Here is an 18,861-nt window from a genome sequence, read left to right on the forward strand (position 1 = left end):
CTAGTCGGTCGGCAGTTGGTCGTAGTGGTGGATCGCTCGGAGGACAAGTTCGCGGACGGCGGTGCCGTAGACGGCCGACTGCTGGAGCAGGGCGAAGGCCTTGGTGTACATCTCGATCTCGCGGGGCTGGGTGACGGACAGCTCGGCCGAGTAGGTCTCGACGAGGACCAGTCGGTCGTCGAACATCGAGAAGGAGTTGCCCGGCCAGATGGCGACCGGTGCCGTCCTGGGGATGATGCCGAGGCTGAGGCGCGGCAGTCGCATCACGGCCAGGAGCCGGTCGAGCTGGCCCTTCATCGTCTCGGGGCCGCCGAAGTTGGTGTACAGCGCCTGTTCGCCGAGGAGAACGTTGAAGATCTTCTCGCCCCGGTACAGGTAGCGCTGGCGTTCCAGCCGTTTGGCGACGGCGGCCTCGGCGTCGTCGGGGACCTCGTAGAAGCCGACGACCTGGTCGAAGACCGCCGCGGCGTACTCGGAGGTCTGGATCGTTCCCCAGATGACCGTGGGGTGCCAGATGCGGAACACCCGCGTCTTGCCGTAGACAGGAATCGCCTGTTGCTGTCGTTGCTCGGCGCCGGTGCGCAGCAACCTGCGCAGGTCGAGCCAGAGTTCGTCCACATGGCGAACGATCGCGATCAGGTCGCCGAGTTGGTCGTTCTGTCCGGTGGCCTGGCACCAGGTCCGGATGTCGTCCTCGCTGGGCCGCTGCCTGCCGTTCTCGATCCGGGAGACCTTCGACTCCTGCCAGGAGGTGGCGCGCGCGAACGCCCGGCCGCTGGTGAATCCGGCGTCCTTGCGGAAGCCGCGCAGCCGGGCGCCGAGCGCCTGAAGTGCCTCTTCTACCTGGGTGGTCACGGGCGGTTCAGGACAGGCGGTAGTCGCGGTGCGGAACGGCTGCGGCCCAGAGCCGGTGCCGCAGGCGGACGCAGGCGGCCACGGTCTCTGGTTCTTCCACCAGCTCCGAGCCGAGGACCCGGCCGTCGTTATCGAAGTGGCCGACGGCGAGGAGGCGGTCATCGAACAGCCACCAGTCGTTGCCTCCCACGGGCAGGGCGGCATCGGCGGGCAGGAGGTGTCGGGGCAGCCAGCGAATGTCCTCGCCCGCCTCCTCGTTGAGGCGGGTGGTGGCATGTTCCCAACGGATGTAGGGACTGGGCGGCTCGGTGACCACGCGCACCCGCCGGACCGTGCGCCCCTCGCTCGTGACGCGTCGTACCAGCCGCGTCCACGGCGCCATGTAGGAGTAGTCGACGTTCTCACCGCGCAGCCAACTGGTGAACGGGCTGTCCTCGTCGGGAACGGAGTAGTCGTCCCGCAGCTCCAGGTGGAACGCGTCCCGCTCGACGCTCTCAAAGAGCTGGTTGCGCTCGGCGCCGGAGATCAGCTCCACGTGGCTCCTCCAGTAGGGCGGTGATCGCGGTCCTGGGGACCTCGACCACGGTCTCGTAGTCCGGGATGTCCATCTGGGCCAGGGCGTGCGGGTCGGTCACCTCACGCCCCTGGACGACGAAGGTACCGCCCGGCGTCAGGATCATGATCGGGTCCGCCACTCGGCCTGATCTCCCCGGCCGGCAGGCCGTCCTCGGTGAGGTGCTCGAACAGTTCGGTGGGTACCTCCACGGCGGTCTCTCCCTCCCGGAGGTCGAGCCGCATCAGCAGGTCGTTCGCGAAGATCCTCCAGCCCTGGACGAGGTAGGTGTCACGGTCGGTGGCGTACAGGGTCGGGCAGTCGCCGACCGTGGAGTTCTTACCAAGGAACCCGTAGCTTCATGGTCGTTCCCCTGTCTGCTGCCTTGCAGAGTTTTGCGCGACACGACGATGGTCGGCTCGGTGTTCGAGGCCGTCAATCGGCTTGCCGCAAACTCGCGCAATCTCCTTGGGGTCTGAGTGACGGCCGCTCTACCTTCGGTTCCGAACCCGAGCAGCCGAGGCGGACAACCCGCTCCACGGCGCCGCCCGAATGAAGGAACCCGCCCACCCAGAAGAAGAGTTGACCCATGCCCCCACCCACACAGCACGCACCCGACCCGATCCCCGAAGGCCGCCAGCCCTCGACCTCCCCAGCCGAGGAAGCGACGAGCGATCAGGCCCTGACCACCGAAGAACTGCTCGCCAGGGCCGCCGACTTGCGCAGCCGAGTCCAAAGCCATCGAGCGGGGATGGCCCGGTGAACGGCCGCCATCGCCGCCAGCGCGTTCCGACGATCGACGGGCCGGCTCCCGGTCCCGGGGCACTGCCCAGGCTGACCGCGACGCCCCACCGCCGTCGTTCGGAAAGTTGATCCGCCATGCCCGAACTCCTCGCCCCCGAGACCGTGACGACCTGGGGCCCGCGCCGTCTCCCCGTTCCCTATGTCGCCCACTGGAGTGCCGAACGTTCCTACGGGCAGCGGGTGACGATGCGGCCGGACGCGGGCGGGATCTGGTACCTCGACGAGTCGCCCGCCGACCGCGACGCCTTCGACATGCTCTGGGGCCGCATGGGTGAGGCGCCGGGTGAGGGGCGCCCGAACTTGGGCGCCCCTCACCCGGTGCGGCAACGCCGGGCGCAGGCCGAGCGGTTGTGTCAGGTCTGCGGCCGGGCGGCCAGCCACACCCGGGACGGCTGGCTGTTCCTGATGAACCACGACGGCTCCAACGACTACGAGGGCGCCAAGTCCACCAAGCCCCCGGTCTGCCTGCACTGCGCGGCCCTGGCCAGCCGCCACTGCCCGCACCTCACCCGCCCCGTCGCCGTCCGCTCCCGCCGCCCGAAGATCTGGGGCGTCTTCGGCACCCTCTATACCCCCACCCGCGGCACCTCGCGGCTCACCGCCCACGTGGACGAGTACCTGCCCTACGGCCACCGCGCCAGCAACTGGTTCCTCGCCTCCCAACTCGTCGTCGCACTCAAACGCTGCACCGTCGTCGACCTCGACGCGGAGCTTGCCGCGTTGGCCTGACCTCCTCCCCACAGCCCCGGCACACCGCGACGCGCGTGGACAGCCCGGCAGCTCACGCTCCGCGCACTCCCATCTCACTGACACCGACCGACTCGCTGAGGTCCCCGCCCAGGCACCACGACGCCCCGGGGCCGTGGTGAGCCCCGGGGCGAACGGACCGGTTCAGACGCCCGTCGGGTGCCAGACCGTCTTGGTCTCCAGGAAGCCGAGCAGCCGGTCCGTGCCCGGGGCGGAGGCGAAGTCCTCCGCCGGGTCGGGGCGGCGGACGCGCTTGAGGTTCTCGGCGGCCAGCACCTCCAGCTCGGTCGCCAACTCCCCTTCCGCGCCCGTCAGATCGATCGCGTTGACGTCCTGGTGCGCGGCCAGCGGGCGGGCCAGTTCGGCCGTCGTGCCGCTGAGCACGTTGACCACGCCGCCCGGCACGTCCGAGGTGGCCAGGGCCTCGGCCAGGGAGAGCGCCGGCAGCGGCGCGCGTTCCGAGGCGACGACGACCGCCACGTTCCCCGTGGTCAGCACCGGTGCCAGCACCGAGACCAGGCCCAGCAGCGAGGAGCCGCCGGGCGCCAACACCGCGACCACGCCGGTCGGTTCCGGTGTCGAGAGGTTGAAGTAGGGGCCGGCCACCGGGTTGGCGCCGCCGGCGACCTGCGCGACCTTGTCGGACCAGCCCGCGTACCAGACCAGCCGGTCGATGGCGGCGTCCACCACGGCGGCGGCCTTCGACTTCGACAGCCCGTCGCCCGCCGCGACCTCCGCGCGGAACTGCTCCCTGCGGCCCTGCACCATCTCCGCGACCCGGTAGAGCACCTGGCCCCGGTTGTAGGCGGTCGCGCCCGACCAGCGCGGGAACGCCTTCCGCGCCGCGACGACCGCGTCCCGCGCGTCCTTGCGGCTGGCCAGCGGCGCGTTGGCCAACCACTGGCCCTTGGCGTCCGTCACCTCGTACACCCGCCCGCTCTCGCTCCGGGGGAACGCGCCCCCCACGAACAGCTTGTAGGTCTTGAGGACCGGCAGTGGCTCAGACATCGAGGTAGACCCCCAGACCGTGACGGCCACCCTCGCGGCCGTAGCCCGACTCCTGGTACCCGCCGAACGGCGAGGTCGCGTCGAACTTGTTGAACGTGTTGGACCAGATCACGCCCGCCCGCAGCCGGTTGGCCATCCACAGGCTGCGCGAGCCCTTCTCCGTCCAGATGCCGGCGGAGAGACCGTAGGGCGTGTTGTTCGCCTTCTCCACCGCCTCCTGCGGGGTGCGGAACGTCAGCACCGACAGCACGGGACCGAAGATCTCCTCCCGCGCGATCCGGTGCGCCTGGGTCACGCCGGTGAAGAGCGTCGGCCGGAACCAGTAGCCGGTGGAGGGCAGTTCACACTCCGGCGCCCAGCGCTCCGCGCCCTCCGCCTCGCCCGCCTCCGTCAACTCCCTGATCCTGGCGAGCTGTTCAGCCGAGTTGATGGCGCCGACGTCGGTGTTCTTGTCCAACGGGTCGCCCACCCGCAGCGTGCTCATCCGCGCCTTCAGCGCCGCCAGCACCTCGTCCGCCACCGACTCCTGCACCAGCAGACGCGAACCGGCGCAGCACACGTGCCCCTGGTTGAAGAAGATGCCCTGCACGATGCCCTCGACGGCCTGGTCGAGCGCCGCGTCCTCGAAGACGATGTGCGCCGCCTTGCCGCCCAGCTCCAGCGTCAGCCGCTTGTGGGTGCCGGCCACCGTGCGGGCGATCGCCTTGCCCACCTCCGTCGAACCGGTGAACGCGACCTTGTCGATCCCCGGGTGCGCCACCAGCGCGGCGCCCGTCGCGCCGTCGCCCGTCAGGATGTTGAGCACCCCGGGCGGCAGCCCCGCCTGCTGGCAGATCCGGGCGAACGCCAACGCGGTCAGCGGGGTCGTCTCCGCGGGCTTCAGCACCATCGTGTTGCCCGTGGCCAGCGCCGGCGCCACCTTCCAGGCCAGCATCAGCAGCGGGAAGTTCCACGGGATCACCCCGCCGGCCACGCCCAGCGGCCGGGGCGCGGGCCCGAACCCCGCGTGCTCCAACTTGTCGGCCCAGCCCGCGTAGTAGAAGAAGTGCGCGGCCACCAGCGGCAGGTCCGCGTCCCGCGACTCGCGGATCGGCTTGCCGTTGTCCAACGACTCCAGCACCGCCAGCTCGCGCGCGCGTTCCTGCACCAACCGCGCGATGCGGAACAGGTACTTGGCGCGCTCCGAGCCCGGCAGCGCCGACCAGCTCTCGTACGCCTTCCGCGCGGAGCGCACGGCGGCGTCCACGTCCTCGGCGCCCGCGTTGGCGACCTCGGAGAGCACCTCCTCGCTCGCGGGCGAGACGGTCTTGAAGACGGCCTCGTCGGCCGCGGGCCGGAACCGCCCGTCGACGAAGAGGCCGTGCGAGGCCGGAATGTCCACGATCGCCCGGGACTCGGGCGCCGGCGCGTAGTCGAACGTCATCGTCGTCTCAGTCCACCGTCACGTAGTCGGGACCCGAGTACCGTCCGGTACCGAGTTTCTGACGCTGCATCAGCAGATCGTTCAGCAGGCTGGAGGCGCCGAACCGGAACCAGGTCGGGCTCAGCCAGTCGGGACCCGCCGTCTCGTTCACCAGCACCAGGAACTTCACCGCGTCCTTGGCGGTGCGGATGCCGCCCGCCGGCTTCACACCGATCTGCCGGCCGGTGGCCGCGCGGAAGTCGCGTACCGCCTGGAGCATCAGCAGGGTGTTGGCGGGGGTCGCGTTCACCCCGACCTTGCCGGTCGAGGTCTTGATGAAGTCGGCGCCGGCGAGCATCGCGAGCCAGGAGGCGCGGCGGATGTTGTCGTACGTCGCCAGCTCGCCGTTCTCCAGGATGACCTTCAGATGCGCGTCGCCGCACGCCGCGCGGACCGCGACGATCTCCTCGAAGACCGACAGGTAGCGGCCGGCCAGGAACGCGCCCCGGTCGATCACCATGTCCACCTCGTCGGCCCCCGCGGCCACCGCCTCGGCCGTGTCGGCCAGCTTCACGGCGCGCGCCGCGCGCCCGGCCGGGAACGCCGTGGCCACCGACGCCACCGCGACGTCGCTGCCGGCCAGCGCCTCCCGCGCGACGGCGACCAGGTCCGAGTAGACGCAGATCGCCGCGACCGGCGGCGTGGAACGGTCGGTCGGGTCCGGGTTGCGGCCCTTGGCGCAGAGCGCCCGGACCTTGCCCGGGGTGTCGGCGCCCTCCAGCGTGGTCAGGTCGATCATGGAGATCGCCAGGTCCAGCGCGTACGCCTTGGCGGTCGTCTTGATCGAACGCGTCCCGAGCGCGGCGGCCCTGGCCTCCAGGCCGACCGCGTCCACCCCGGGAAGCCCGTGCAGGAACCGGCGCAGTGAGGCGTCGGACGCGGTGACGTCCGCGAGCGGGGCGGGAGTGGGGGCGTCCTTGGGGGGTGCGGGGGGTGTGGGGGCCGTCGGAGGGTCCGCCTTCAATGACATGGTCACCAGACGAGCATATCTACGCGCGTAGTGGCATGTCATCCCCCGAACTCCGCCGAGGCCACCTGCCGGGGGCCCGCGGCAGCGAGCACGCGCGCGCGTGGCGCGGGCGCGGTGTCGGCCGCCCGCACCGGCCGGTCGCGCGCGTGGTTCCCCGCGCCCCTTTCGCGCACCGCGCGGCGGCCAGCGAGGATGTGGGGGGCCCGTGGGCGAAGAGAACTATGGCATAACGGTCGGTTGAAGCGCGCGGTCTCTCCGGCAGAATCGGGGGCATGACGAGTGAGCCCGAGAAGTACGCCGACCGCATCTACCGCTCGGGCTCAGCCCTGGTCGCCGGGGTGGTGCTGCTCGGCCTGGTGGGCTGGCTCGCCGGCGACGCCCTGCTGCGCGGGGACGGCCGCACGCCGGTGACCGCCGCCTCCACCCTGCTCTTCGTGGCGCCGCTGATCGTCGCGTTCACCCTGCGGCCCGCCGTCTTCGCCTCCGACGAACGGCTCCGCGTGCGCAACCCGTTCCGCACCGTCACCGCCCCCTGGTCCGCCGTGGACTCCATCCAGGCCGGGTACTCGACGGAGCTGGTGGCCGAGGGCACCAAGTACCAGATGTGGGCGATCCCGGTCTCGCTGCGCGCCAGGTCGAAGGCCACCCGCCGCCGCGAGGCCGCCGAGTCGGGGCGGGCGCCCCGCTCGTTCCTCGGGTTCGGCGGCAGCGCCGCGCCCGACGTGGCGGACGCGGACCGGCCGGCGCCCGGCGACATGGCCGTGGCCGAGCTGCGCGAACTGGCCGAGCGGCACGGCGCGGACGAGGCGGCGAAGGGCGAGGTCACGGTGCGCTGGAGCTACGAGACGCTGGCCCCGCTCGCCGTCGGCGGCGTGGCGCTGCTGGTGCTCTGGCTGACCTCCTGAACGGCCGGGCCCCGACCGCCGCCGGCGCCCCGCCGCCGTAGCCGCGCGCCACGCGGGCGACGCGCGTTGACCGGTCGCCGCGCGTCCGGCGACCGGTCACGTCACACCTCTTGCCCCTGGTGAACTCCCGGTGGCAGGTTGTCCCGACCTGACTTGGTACGGGAGGCATCGCATGGGGCGTGAGGGCGGGATGGTGCGGGACGAGCCGGAGAGCGCGGCGGAGGGCGCGGAGGGCGCGGAGGAGAAAGTGGCCACCCGCCAGTGGGTGGGGCTCGGGCTGGGTGTCGTGCTGGCGGTGGTGGTCAGGCTCGTCCTTCCGGAGTCGCTCTCCGCGGACGGCAGGAACGTGGCGGCGGTCGCGACGCTGATGGCCGTGTGGTGGATGACGGAGGCGATACCGCTCGCGGCCACCGCGCTGCTGCCCCTCGTGCTCTTCCCGCTGCTGGGCAACGCCGCGCTGTCCGACGTCGCGCCGCCCTACGCCAGCGAGACGATCTTCCTCTTCATGGGCGGCTTCATCCTCGCGGCGGCCATGCAGCGTTGGAACCTGCACACCAGGTTCGCGCTGGCCACGGTGCTGCTCGTCGGCACCAGTCCGGTGCGGATGGTCGGCGGGTTCATGCTCGCGACCGGCGCGCTGAGCATGTGGATATCCAACACGGCCACGGCCGTCATGATGCTGCCCATCGGGGTGGCGGTGCTGGGGCTCGTGGTCCAGCTCGGGGACGGGAAGCGGGACCCGAACTTCGCCACCGCGCTCATGCTGGGCATCGCCTACGCGGCCTCCATCGGTTCGCTCGGCACCCTGATCGGCACGCCGCCCAACGCGTTCCTGCGCGAGTACCTCAACACCACCCACGACATCAGCATCGGCTTCTTCCAGTGGATGCTCTTCGGCGTCCCGCTCGCCGGCGTCTTCCTCGTCGTCGCGTGGCTGCTGCTGACCCGCGTCTTCTTCCCGCCCGCCCTCCGGGAGATCCCGGGGGGACGCGAGATGCTCCAGGAACGCAGGCGTGAACTCGGCCCGATGAGCCACGCCGAGAAGACCGTGCTCGCCGTCTTCTGCCTGGCCGCCGTGTCCTGGATCATGGTCCCGCAGATGGAGGACCGCTGGGCGTGGGTCAGCGACTTCGGGGACGCCGGCATCGCCGTGAGCGCCGCGCTGCTGCTCTTCCTGCTGCCGGCCGACACCCGCAACACCCGGCGGGTGCTCGACTGGGACGACACCAAGGACGTGCCCTGGGGCATCCTGCTGCTGTTCGGCGGGGGACTCAGCCTGTCCACCCAGTTCGGCGAGAGCGGACTGAGCGCCTGGATCGGTGAACGGGTCAGCGGTCTGGACGCCGTTCCGACCCTGCTGCTGGTCGTCGTGGTCGCCGGACTGGTGCTGCTGCTCACCGAGTTGACCAGCAACACGGCGACGGCCGCCACCTTCCTGCCGATCATGGGCGGGGTGGCGCTCGGCCTCGGCCTCGACCCGCTGCTGCTGGTCGTTCCCGTCGCCCTCGCGGCGACATGCGCGTTCATGCTGCCCGTCGCCACCCCGCCCAACGCCATCGTCTTCGGCTCCGGCCACGTCACCATCGGTCAGATGGTGCGCGGCGGCGCGGTGCTCAACGTCTGCGCGCTGGTCCTCATCACGCTGGCCACCTACACCCTGGGCGTGGCCTTCCTGGACATCGCCCTCTGACGGCTCCTCCCGGCCCCGCGCCCCGGGCGGACTACTCCGTCGGGAGGCCCGCCCGGGTGGCGAGGTCGGTGCGGAGGGCGGCGAGGGTTCCGGCCGCCTCCCGGCGGGCGGCCGGGAGGGCCGCCGGGTCGGCGGCGGGGACCACGACCTCCAGATAGCACTTGATCTTCGGCTCGGTGCCCGAGGGGCGCACCACGACCCGCGCCGACGCCACCGGGCCCGCCCCGGCCAGTCGGTAGCGCAGGCCGTCGGTGGGCGGGAGTTGGGCGCTGCCCGCGTTCAGGTCCTCGGCCTCGACGACCGGCAGCCCGGCCAGCGCCGACGGCGGCGCGGCGCGCAGCCGGCGCATCGCGTCGGCGATCAGCGACAGGTCGGCGACCCGCACCGACAGCTGGTCGGTGGCGTGCAGCCCGTGCCGCACCGCCAACTCGTCCAGCAGGTCGGTCAGCGTCCGCCCCTCCGCCCGCAGCCCCGCGGCCAACTCGGCCACCAGCAGCGCAGCCGTGACGCCGTCCTTGTCCCGCACCCCGGCCGGGTCGACGCAGTAGCCCAGCGCCTCCTCGTAGGCGTAGCCGAGGTCCGGCACCCGGGCCAGCCACTTGAAGCCGGTCAGCGTCTCGGTGTACGGCAGCCCCGCGTCGGCCGCGATCCGGCCGACCAGCGACGAGGAGACGATCGAGGTGGCGAACGTGCCCTTCCGCCCGCCGCGCACCAGATGTGCCGCGAGCAGCGCGCCGACCTCGTCGCCGCGCAGCATCCGCCAGCCGCCCTCGGCCGCCGCGTCGGGGACGCCCACCGCGCAACGGTCCGCGTCCGGGTCGTTGGCCAGCAGCAGCTCGGCGCCCGGGGTCGCGGCGGCGACCTCCGTCGCCAGGTCCATCGCCCCCGGCTCCTCCGGGTTGGGGAAGGAGACCGTCGGGAAGTCAGGGTCGGGCGCCGACTGCGCGGGCACCTCGACGGGCGCGGGGAAGCCGTTCCTGGTGAACGCCGCGGTCAGCACCTGCTGGCCCACGCCGTGCAACGGGGTCGAGACACTGAGCACCGTGCGCGGCGAGCCCGGCGTCAACGCGGCGCCGCTGCGGGCCAGATAGGACTCGACGATCTCCTCGCCCAGCACGTCCCAGCCGCCCTCCGGCCGGGGCACCTCCGCCAGCGGCCCGACGGCGGCGATCTCGGCGGCGATCTCCGCGTCGGCCGGCGGCACGATCTGGCTGCCGTCGCCGAGGTAGACCTTGTAGCCGTTGTCCCGGGGCGGGTTGTGGCTGGCGGTCACCGCGACGCCCGCGACCGCGCCCAACTCCCGGATGGCGAACGCCAGCACGGGCGTCGGCAGCGGCCGGGGCAGCAACGCGGCGCGCAGTCCCGCGCCGACCATGACGGCGACGGTGTCACGCGCGAAGCGCTCGCTGTTGTGCCGGGCGTCGTAGCCGACGACGACCAGGCCCGGGGAACGTTCCCGCAGGTAGGCGGCGAGTCCGGCGGCGGCGCGCAGCACGACGCAGCGGTTCATCCTGGTCGGCCCGGCGCCCATCTCGCCGCGCAGCCCGGCGGTGCCGAACTGGAGTGTGCCGGCGAACCGTTCGCCGAGCGCCGCCAGGTCGCCGCCCTCCAGCAGCGCGGTCAGCTCCGCGCGGGTGACCGGGTCCGGGTCCTCGTCCAGCCAGGCCCTGGCCCGTGCCAGCAGCTCGGGGCCCTCCGGGGCCTTCGGGCCCTCCGGGCCCGCCGAGGTCTCCGGGGTCGCTGCGCCGTCGGTGTCCGCCGTCATCGCTTCGCTCCTGTGCCGCGTGGGTTCCGGGGCGCGGAGGTCGTCGTCCGCGCCGCCGTCACTGTCGTCACTGTCATCACTGCCGTCGTGCTGGTCAACCACCGCGGGGCGGCACCGGGGCGGCGTGGGGGCGGCACCGGGGCGGCGCGCGTCGCCGTGTGCCGTCGTCGCCGTGGTCGTCGGTGAAGTCGCCGTGGTCGTCCGTGAACAGGTCCGGCCGCCGGGGACCGGGTGAGGTCAGAGTTTGACCAGCACCTGGTTGAGCAGGGCGCCCATCCGCTCGGCCGAGTCGCGCCCGGCCCGGAGCACCTCCTCGTGGTTGAGCGGGGCGCCGGTGATCCCCGCGGCGAGGTTGGTCACGAGCGAGATCGCCAGCACCTCGGCCCCCGCCTCGCGGGCCGCGATGGCCTCCAGCACTGTGGACATGCCGACCAGATCCCCGCCGAGCGTCCGCACCATCCGGATCTCGGCCGGGGTCTCGTAGTGCGGCCCCGGGAACTGCACATAGACGCCCTCCTCCAGACTCGGGTCGATCTCCTGGCAGAGCGCCCGCAGCCGTGGCGCGTAAAGGTCGGTCAGATCAACGAAGTGAGAGCCCACGATCGGTGATGTCGCGGTCAGATTGATGTGGTCGCTGATCAGAACCGGCTGTCCTACGTGCATCCCCTCGCGGAGCCCACCGCAGCTGTTGGTCAGCACCACGGTGCGGCAGCCGGCGGCCACGGCGGTCCGCACGCCGTGCGCGACGGCGCCCACGCCCTGGCCCTCGTAGTAGTGGGTCCGCCCGAGGAAGACCAGGGCGCGTTTGTCGCCCACCTGGTAGGAGCGGACCCGGCCGGCGTGGCCCTCGGCGGTCGGTGGGGGGAATCCGGGCAGCTCGGTCACGTCCAGCTCGGCGGTGGGGGTCCCCAACCGCTCCGCTGCCGGGGCCCACCCCGAGCCCATGACCAGTGCCACGTCATGACTGTGCACGCCGGTCAACTCGCGTAGCCGAACGGCGGCCGCCTCGCCCGAGCGGGCCATGTCAGATGCGTTCACGGACTGAGCCTAACCGTTCTCTTCCTACGCGCGTAGACGGGCCGCACGAGAAGGGCGCGTACCAGCCAATCCGGTGGAACGTTCGACCCGGCGCGGTGACTCGTCAGTCGCGGAGGGTGCGTGTCGGGTGTGGTGGGGTGCTCGGGGGCGTGCGGGCGCGTTGGCGCGCGTCGATGCGTGCGGACGTGCGTTGAGGCGTGCGGACGCGGGGCGAGGCGTGCGGAGGGGCGGGGGTGCTCAGCAGGGGCGCTTGCGGAGTTCCATCACGTAGTCGTGGGGCGCGCCGGCGGACTCGGCGGCGTCGGCGATCTCGCCGAGATAGCGGGCGGAGGGAAGGCCGCCCTCGTAGCCGTTGAGGACGTAGGCCCAGGCGTTGACGGTGCCGTCGAGGGTGTCCACGCGCACCCGGGTCCTGCGGTAGATGTCCAGGCCCACGCCCTCCCAACGGTCGAGGCTGTCCTCGTCCATCGGCGCGATGTCGTACAGCGCCACGAAGACGTCGGGGGCGGGCGGCACGCCCGCCTCGGCGAGGGTGGCCAGGGCGCCGTCCCAGCCCATCTCCTCCCCGCCGAAGGTGAGCCGCCAGCCGGTGAGCCAGCCGGTGCCGCGCAGCGGCGAGTGCGGAGCGCGCCGGGCCATCAACCGGGGGTCGAGGTTCACGGCGTAAGCGGCGTAGAGGGACACGGCTCAAGGTAACCCATCCCCCCGTGATCAAGGGAAGCCCTGGGACTTGCCGTCCGGCCGGGGGAGCGACTCCTCACGCGCGTGGCTCGGGTGGGTGGTCGTCCTCGGCCCGGTGGGTGGTTGCTCGCGCCGTTCCCCGCGCCCCTTTTCGGCCGGTGGGCGGCTTGGGGGCGCGGGGAACTGCGCGGTGCATGTGTGCCGGGGGGGCAGACGACCATGGAGCCGCACCGGCGAGGCGAGGGTGCCGCACCGGCGAGGTGAGTCGTGCGGGACACTGGAACGGTGACTCGAATCGTGATCATTGGTGGCGGACCAGGCGGGTACGAGGCGGCGCTGGTGGCGGCGCAACTGGGCGCGGAGGTGACCGTCGTCGACCGGGACGGCCTGGGCGGTGCCTCGGTGCTCACCGACTGCGTGCCGTCCAAGACGCTGATCGCGACGGCCGAGGTGATGACCAGCTTCGACTCCTCGCACGAGGAGCTGGGCATCGAGATCGACCACGACGGGGACGGCATCGGCGACGAGGTCCGCGGCATCGGGGTGGACCTCGGGGTGGTCAACCGGCGGGTCAAGCGGCTGGCGCTGGCGCAGTCCCACGACATCACCTCGTCGGTCAAGCGCGCCGGGGTCTCCGTGCTGCGCGGCCGGGGCCGGCTGCTGCCGGGGCAGGCGCCGGACGGCACGCGCCGGGTCGCGGTGGAGGAGAGCGGCGGTGGCCGGCGGGAGCTGGTGGCCGACGGGGTGCTGGTGGCGACCGGCGGGCATCCGCGGGAGATCCCGGACGCCAGGCCGGACGGGGAGCGCATCCTCAACTGGACGCAGGTGTACGACCTGGCCGAGCTGCCGGAGGAGCTGGTGGTGGTCGGCTCGGGCGTCACCGGCGCCGAGTTCGCCGGCGCCTACCAGGCGCTGGGTTCGCGGGTGACGCTGGTCTCCTCCCGGGACCGGGTGCTGCCGGGGGAGGACCCGGACGCGGCGGCGGTGCTGGAGGACGTCTTCCGGCGGCGGGGGATGAACGTGCTGTCCCGTTCGCGCGCGGCGTCGGTCAAGCGGGTCGGCGACCGGGTGGAGATCACGCTCTCCGACGGGCGGACGGTGTCCGGGACGCACTGCCTGATGGCGGTGGGCGCGGTGCCCAACACCTCCGACATGGGGCTGGAGGAGGCGGGGGTGAAGCTCGCCGACTCGGGGCACGTCTGCGTGGACCGGGTCTCCCGCACCTCGGCCCCCGGGGTCTACGCGGCGGGCGACTGCACGGGTGTCTTCGCGTTGGCCTCGGTGGCGGCGATGCAGGGCCGGATCGCGATGTACCACTTCCTGGGCGACGCGGTGGCGCCGCTGGACCTGAAGACCGTCTCGGGCAACATCTTCACCGACCCGGAGATCGCCACCGTCGGCTACTCGCAGCAGGACGTGGACGAGGGGCGCATCGACGCCCGGGTGGTGAAGCTGCCGCTGCTGCGCAACCCGAGGGCGAAGATGCAGGGCGTGCGGGACGGCTTCGTGAAGCTGTTCGCGCGGCCGGGAACGGGAATCGTGGTCGGGGGAGTGGTGGTTTCCCCGCGTGCGAGCGAGCTGATTCACCCGATAGCGATTGCGGTGGACAACAGTTTGACGGTGGAGCAGATCGCAAAAACGTTCACCGTTTACCCGTCGCTTTCCGGCACTATCGCGGAGGCGGCGCGGCAGTTCCATACACGAAAAATCGCGGAAGCACAGTAGGCACAGGCGGGGCGCTGGAAGCACGGAGGTGCGCCCCCGGCGCATAGCACGCCGGGGGCGTGCGTATAGACAACTTCGATAAATCCTCGCAACCTGCTGAAAGCAGATGGTCGTTGGGGTTACTGTCGGTTCCGTGTTCGCTGCAGAACGTCGCCAGATGATCCTCGAGATGGTGCGCGCCAACGGAGCCGTGTCGCTCCGGGAGCTGGCCCGCGTCGTCCAGACCTCAGAAGTGACCGTCCGGCGCGATGTCCGCGCCCTGGAGGCAGAAGGGCTGCTTGACCGCAGACACGGGGGCGCCGTCCTCCCGGGGGGCTTCACCCGGGAGTCAGGGTTCCCCCAACGGGCCATGGCCGCGACGGCGGAGAAGACCGCCATCGCGGAGCACGCGGCCTCGCTGGTGCGGGAGGGCGAGGCCATCGTGGTCGGCGCCGGCACCACCACGCAGGAGCTGGCCCGCCGGCTGGCCCGGGTTCCCGGGCTGACCGTGGTGACCAACTCGCTGCTGGTGGCCCAGGCGTTGGCGCACGCCAACCGGGTGGAGGTGGTGATGACGGGCGGCACGCTGCGCGGTTCCAACTACGCGTTGGTCGGCAGCGGCGCCGAGCAGTCGCTGCTGGGGCTGCGGGTCAGCCGGGCCTTTCTCTCCGGCTCCGGGCTGACCGCCGACCGGGGGCTCTCCACCTCCAACATGCTGGCCGCCAGCGTGGATCGGGCGCTGCTGCGGGCGGCGTCCGAGGTGGTGGTGCTGGCCGACCACTCGAAGCTGGGCGCCGACACGGCGTTCCAGACGGTCCCGACCGACCTGATCAGCCAGCTGATCACCGACCAGCCGCCGCCGGAGGCGGAGAAGGCCGGCGCGGAGCTGGAGGCGCTCGCCGAGCAGGGGGTGCGCGTCTCCGTGGTGGGCGCCCCCACGGCGCCCGGCGTCAAGTCCGCGCCCGAACGCGGCGATCCGGTCCGCCGCGACCTGCCGCTGCCGTCGCCGCGCGCGACGGGCCATCCGGGGCTCGGCGGCGGGACCCCGCCGATGGGGCAGCGGGTCTCGGACCTGGCGCCCCGGCGCAGATAGCCACCGCCGCCCCTCGCCCCGGGCCCGCGTGTCAGCGGGACCGAGGCGGGGGCGCGTCGGTGTCGCCAGAAAGGCTCGGTCAGTCCTTGATCTCGCAGATCACGGCGCCGGCCGAGAGCGAGGCGCCGACCTCCGCCTTGAGCGCGCCGACGGTGCCCGCGCGGTGCGCGTTGATCGGCTGCTCCATCTTCATCGCCTCCAGGACGATGACCAGCTCGCCCTCCTCGACGTGCTGGCCCTCCTCGACCGCGACCTTGACGACCGTGCCCTGCATCGGCGAGGGCAACGCGTCGCCGGTCGGCGCCGCGCCCCCGCCGCGCTTGCCGGCCTTGCGCCGCGCCGGGCGCGCGCCCCCGGCCACGGCCGCGCGGGCCAGCGGCATCGCCAGCGTCGCCGGCAGCGAGACCTCAAGCCGCTTGCCGCCGACCTCGACGACCACGGTCTCCCGGACGTTGCTCTCCTCGCCCTCGTCGCCGACGGCGTTGAACGGCGGCAGCTCGTTCACGAACTCGGTCTCGATCCACCGGGTGTGGACGGAGAACGGCTCGCCCTCCCGCCCGTTGACCTCGGGAGCGAACGCCGGGTCCGCGATCACCGTGCGGTGGAACGGCACCACGGTCGCCATGCCCTCGACGCGGAACTCCGCCAGCGCGCGCGCCGCGCGCTCCAGCGCCTGCCGGCGGCTCGCGCCGGTGACGATCAGCTTGGCCAGCATCGAGTCCCACGCCGGGCCGATGACCGAGCCGGCCTCCACGCCCGTGTCCACCCGCACGCCGGGGCCCAGCGGCGGCACGAACGCGCTCACCGTGCCCGGCGCCGGCAGGAAGCCGCGCCCCGGGTCCTCGCCGTTGATCCGGAACTCGATCGAGTGCCCGCGCAGCGGCGGGTCGTCGTACCCCAGCTCCTCGCCGCGCGCGATGCGCAGCTGCTCGCGCACCAGGTCGAGCCCGGTGATCTCCTCGGTGACCGGGTGCTCCACCTGGAGGCGGGTGTTGACCTCGAGGAACGAGATCGTGCCGTCCTGGCCGACGAGGAACTCGCAGGTGCCGGCGCCGACATAGCCGGCCTCGCGGAGGATCGCCTTGGAGGCGGCGTACAGCTCGGCGTTCTGCGCGTCCGTCAGATAGGGGGCCGGGGCCTCCTCGACGAGCTTCTGGTGGCGCCGCTGGAGGGAGCAGTCGCGGGTGGAGACGACGACCACGTTGCCGTGGGTGTCGGCCAGGCACTGGGTCTCGACGTGGCGGGGGCGGTCGAGATAGCGCTCGACGAAGCACTCGCCCCGCCCGAACGCGGCCTGCGCCTCGCGCACCGCCGACTCGTAGAGCTCGGGCACCTCTTCCAGCGTGCGGGCGACCTTCAGGCCGCGACCGCCGCCGCCGAAGGCCGCCTTGATGGCGACCGGCAGGCCGTTCTCGCGGGCGAACTCCACGACCTCCTCCGCGCCGGAGACCGGGTCCTTGGTGCCGGCGACCAGGGGCGCTCCGGCGCGCTGCGCGATGTGCCGGGCGGCCACCTTGTCGCCCAGCGAACGGATCGCGTCCGGCGAGGGACCGATCCAGGTCAGCCCGGCGTCGAGGACGGCCTGGGCGAAGTCGGCGTTCTCGGACAGGAATCCGTAGCCCGGGTGGACGGCGTCCGCACCCGAGAGGGCCGCGGCCGTCAGCACCTTGTCGAAGTCCAGATAGCTGGTCGCCGGCGTGTCACCGCCGAGTGCGAACGCCTCGTCGGTCGCCCGGACATGCAGCGCGTCCCGATCCGGCTCGGCGTAGACGGCCACGCTGGCGATGCCTGCGTCGCGGCAGGCACGGGCGACCCGCACGGCGATTTCGCCACGATTGGCGATGAGCACCTTACGCACGATGGCTCCCTCCTTGGAACAAAGCGATTTTAGGTACTGGCGACACCGCGCAACGAGTCGCCCACAGGGGTGACCCTGCCCACACGGACGGTGAGGGGCAGCGAACAAGAGCGCGTACAAGCTTGCTATACCAAGGTACGCGCCGTATCCGCGAAGATCAGGGGCGGATTTCGCAGGGAGTTGCAGCGCGCCCGAGGTCAGGGCCCCGTGGCCACGGGTGTTGTGGGAACTCCATAACGGTTGGCCGGATTCTTTGCCGTCGCGCGGGACCTTGTCGGCCGCTCTACCCGGCAGTAGCGTGCGCGGCGTGCACCGAGGAAGACGAAGCGTGACGGCGGCGGCCGCCGTGGTGGTCGTGGTGATGGCGGTGGGCCTCGGTCTGCTGCACTGGGTACTCGGGCTGGCGGCCGACCGTCAGTCGATGTCGATCGGCGGGCTCTCCTCCGACGCGCTCAGCCTGGGGGCGTGGGGCGGGGGCGCGCTGCTGGCGGCGTTCCTGCTGTGCTGCGGCGGGGTGTTGGGGCGCGCCGCGCTCCGGGACCGGTCGCCGGGGCGGGTGGCGCGGGCGGCGCTGGTGGGCGCCGCCGCGCTCCAACTGCTGCTGGGCGCGCTGGCCGTCGGACTGGTCGGCTGGCCGGCGTTCGGCCTGCTGATGGTGGTCTTCGGGCTGTTGGTGGCGAGCCTGCTGCTCTACCCGGCCGAGGGCCCGGCGGGCGCCCGCTCAGTCCGCCCACAGGTCGGTGACGGCGATCCCGGCGTCGGCCAGCAGGCGCCGCAGCAGCGGCAGGGAGAGCCCGATGACGGTGCCGGGGTCCCCCGTGATCCCGTCGACGAACGGCGCCGACCTGCCGTCCAGGGTGAACGCGCCGGCGACGTGCAGGGGTTCGCCGCTGGCCACGTAGGCGGCGATCTCCGCGTCTGAGGGCTCGCCGAAGTGCACCGTGGTGGAGGCGACGGCCGACGCCCGGTGGCCGGTGGCCGTGTCGACCAGGCAGTGTCCGGTGCGCAGCACGCCGTCCCGGCCGCGCATCGCCTTCCACCTGGCGGTCGCCTCCTCGGCGTCCGCCGGCTTGCCCAGGGCGACGCCGTCGATGTCCAACACGGAGTCGCAGCCGACGACGAGCGCGCCGGCGGCCTCCGGCCGGGCGGCGACCGCGTCCGCCTTGGCCTCGGCCAGCACCCGCGCCAACGCCTCGGGCCCGTCGGCGCGCAGCGCCTCCTCGTCGACGCCGCTGACGATCACGTCCGGGACGATGCCGGCCTGCCGCAGCAGCCCCAGCCGGGCGGGCGACTGGGACGCCAACACGAGCCGCCTCGGCGGCGGGCTCTGGGTGGGCGCGGTGCCGTTCTGCCGTTCGCTGTCGTTCTCCACGAGGGGAGGGTAACGGGGCGACGTCCGTGCCGGCGTGGCGCGGTGGTCTGTCGTCCTTGCCCCGGCGGCGGGTCGCTCGCGCGGTTCCTCGCGCCCCCGCTGCGTCGATGGGCGGCTGCGGTGCCGCACCGGCAGTGCCGACGAGCCGGCCGCGTCCGCCGGCACCGGCCGCCGGCCCTGTCGCTCGTCCGGGCCCGGCTGGTCCGCCACCCGGAGCGAACCGTGCGGCTCTCGGGCGGGTTGCCCGCCGCGTTCCGGCTGACCCGCCGTTGACCGGCCCCCGGCCGGTGAACCCGCCCGGCGGGTCGTCGAGTTGACGGCTTCCGGGCGGCGGCTGTTACACCGCTGAGGAGAAA

The 18,861-nt window shown here is 72.6% G+C and carries 15 protein-coding genes; 5 read left to right on the forward strand and 10 right to left on the reverse strand.

From position 1 onward, the window contains the following. Together CRP51_RS09010 and CRP51_RS09015 are read right to left on the reverse strand one after the other, a co-directional pair. Window positions 1-855, reverse strand: coding sequence for a helix-turn-helix domain-containing protein (locus tag CRP51_RS09010; RefSeq protein WP_097230514.1), 855 nt, complete (start codon window positions 853-855; stop codon window positions 1-3). Window positions 856-862: 7 nt separating this feature from the next. After that, complete coding sequence (locus tag CRP51_RS09015) at window positions 863-1,390, reverse strand: DUF6879 family protein (RefSeq protein WP_097230515.1); 528 nt, start codon at window positions 1,388-1,390, stop codon at window positions 863-865. Between the two features lie 897 nt (window positions 1,391-2,287). On the opposite strand from CRP51_RS09015, the gene CRP51_RS09025 reads away from it, so the two are divergent. Further along, window positions 2,288-2,941, forward strand: a complete 654-nt coding sequence (locus tag CRP51_RS09025; RefSeq protein WP_097230516.1) for a hypothetical protein — start codon at window positions 2,288-2,290, stop codon at window positions 2,939-2,941. A gap of 162 nt (window positions 2,942-3,103) precedes the next feature. On the opposite strand, the gene CRP51_RS09030 is transcribed toward CRP51_RS09025, so the two are convergent. Genes CRP51_RS09030 through deoC form a run of 3 tightly spaced genes read right to left on the reverse strand, consistent with a single transcriptional unit; the run spans window position 3,104 to window position 6,399 of the window. Continuing rightward, window positions 3,104-3,967, reverse strand: a complete 864-nt coding sequence (locus CRP51_RS09030) for an aldehyde dehydrogenase family protein (RefSeq protein WP_097230517.1) — start codon at window positions 3,965-3,967, stop codon at window positions 3,104-3,106. Then, entirely contained in the window at window positions 3,960-5,390 is a 1,431-nt protein-coding gene (locus CRP51_RS09035) for an aldehyde dehydrogenase family protein (protein ID WP_097230518.1), read from the reverse strand. The genes CRP51_RS09030 and CRP51_RS09035 overlap by 8 nt, the downstream gene beginning before the upstream one ends. 7 nt (window positions 5,391-5,397) lie before the next feature. Beyond that, complete coding sequence (gene deoC / locus CRP51_RS09040) at window positions 5,398-6,399, reverse strand: deoxyribose-phosphate aldolase (protein WP_439333140.1); 1,002 nt, start codon at window positions 6,397-6,399, stop codon at window positions 5,398-5,400. Window positions 6,400-6,671: 272 nt separating this feature from the next. Here deoC and CRP51_RS09045 point away from each other — a divergent pair, with 272 nt between their 5' ends. Both CRP51_RS09045 and CRP51_RS09050 read left to right on the forward strand, forming a co-directional pair. Then, window positions 6,672-7,304, forward strand: a complete 633-nt coding sequence (locus CRP51_RS09045; RefSeq protein WP_097230520.1) for a PH domain-containing protein — start codon at window positions 6,672-6,674, stop codon at window positions 7,302-7,304. Window positions 7,305-7,476: 172 nt separating this feature from the next. Continuing rightward, window positions 7,477-8,994, forward strand: a complete 1,518-nt coding sequence (locus CRP51_RS09050) for an SLC13 family permease (protein WP_245880459.1) — start codon at window positions 7,477-7,479, stop codon at window positions 8,992-8,994. Window positions 8,995-9,025: 31 nt separating this feature from the next. Here CRP51_RS09050 and CRP51_RS09055 read toward each other — a convergent pair whose 3' ends face one another. The 3 genes from CRP51_RS09055 to CRP51_RS09065 all read right to left on the reverse strand — a co-directional run bounded on the left by CRP51_RS09055 (window position 9,026) and on the right by CRP51_RS09065 (window position 12,481). Next, window positions 9,026-10,759: a phospho-sugar mutase gene (locus CRP51_RS09055; protein ID WP_097230521.1), complete on the reverse strand. Its 1,734-nt coding sequence runs from the start codon at window positions 10,757-10,759 to the stop codon at window positions 9,026-9,028. Window positions 10,760-10,996: 237 nt separating this feature from the next. Then, window positions 10,997-11,782 carry a purine-nucleoside phosphorylase gene (locus CRP51_RS09060; RefSeq protein ID WP_097230522.1) on the reverse strand — a complete coding sequence of 262 codons (786 nt, stop codon included), beginning with the start codon at window positions 11,780-11,782 and terminating at the stop codon, window positions 10,997-10,999. Between the two features lie 252 nt (window positions 11,783-12,034). Beyond that, complete coding sequence (locus CRP51_RS09065; RefSeq protein WP_097230523.1) at window positions 12,035-12,481, reverse strand: gamma-glutamylcyclotransferase family protein; 447 nt, start codon at window positions 12,479-12,481, stop codon at window positions 12,035-12,037. Window positions 12,482-12,763: 282 nt separating this feature from the next. On the opposite strand from CRP51_RS09065, the gene CRP51_RS09070 reads away from it, so the two are divergent. After that, window positions 12,764-14,203: an NAD(P)H-quinone dehydrogenase gene (locus tag CRP51_RS09070; protein ID WP_097230524.1), complete on the forward strand. Its 1,440-nt coding sequence runs from the start codon at window positions 12,764-12,766 to the stop codon at window positions 14,201-14,203. 169 nt (window positions 14,204-14,372) lie between these two features. Next, window positions 14,373-15,275, forward strand: a complete 903-nt coding sequence (locus tag CRP51_RS09075) for a DeoR/GlpR family DNA-binding transcription regulator (protein WP_439333141.1) — start codon at window positions 14,373-14,375, stop codon at window positions 15,273-15,275. A gap of 79 nt (window positions 15,276-15,354) precedes the next feature. On the opposite strand, the gene CRP51_RS09080 is transcribed toward CRP51_RS09075, so the two are convergent. Both CRP51_RS09080 and CRP51_RS09090 read right to left on the reverse strand, forming a co-directional pair. Beyond that, entirely contained in the window at window positions 15,355-17,133 is a 1,779-nt protein-coding gene (locus CRP51_RS09080) for an acetyl/propionyl/methylcrotonyl-CoA carboxylase subunit alpha (RefSeq protein ID WP_097230526.1), read from the reverse strand. Between the two features lie 721 nt (window positions 17,134-17,854). After that, window positions 17,855-18,439, reverse strand: a complete 585-nt coding sequence (locus CRP51_RS09090) for a Maf family protein (protein ID WP_245880479.1) — start codon at window positions 18,437-18,439, stop codon at window positions 17,855-17,857. Between the last annotated feature and the right edge of the window lie 422 nt (window positions 18,440-18,861).

Origin of the sequence: Streptomyces zhaozhouensis (assembly GCF_900230195.1) — a bacterium.
GTDB lineage: Bacteria > Actinomycetota > Actinomycetes > Streptomycetales > Streptomycetaceae > Streptomyces > Streptomyces zhaozhouensis.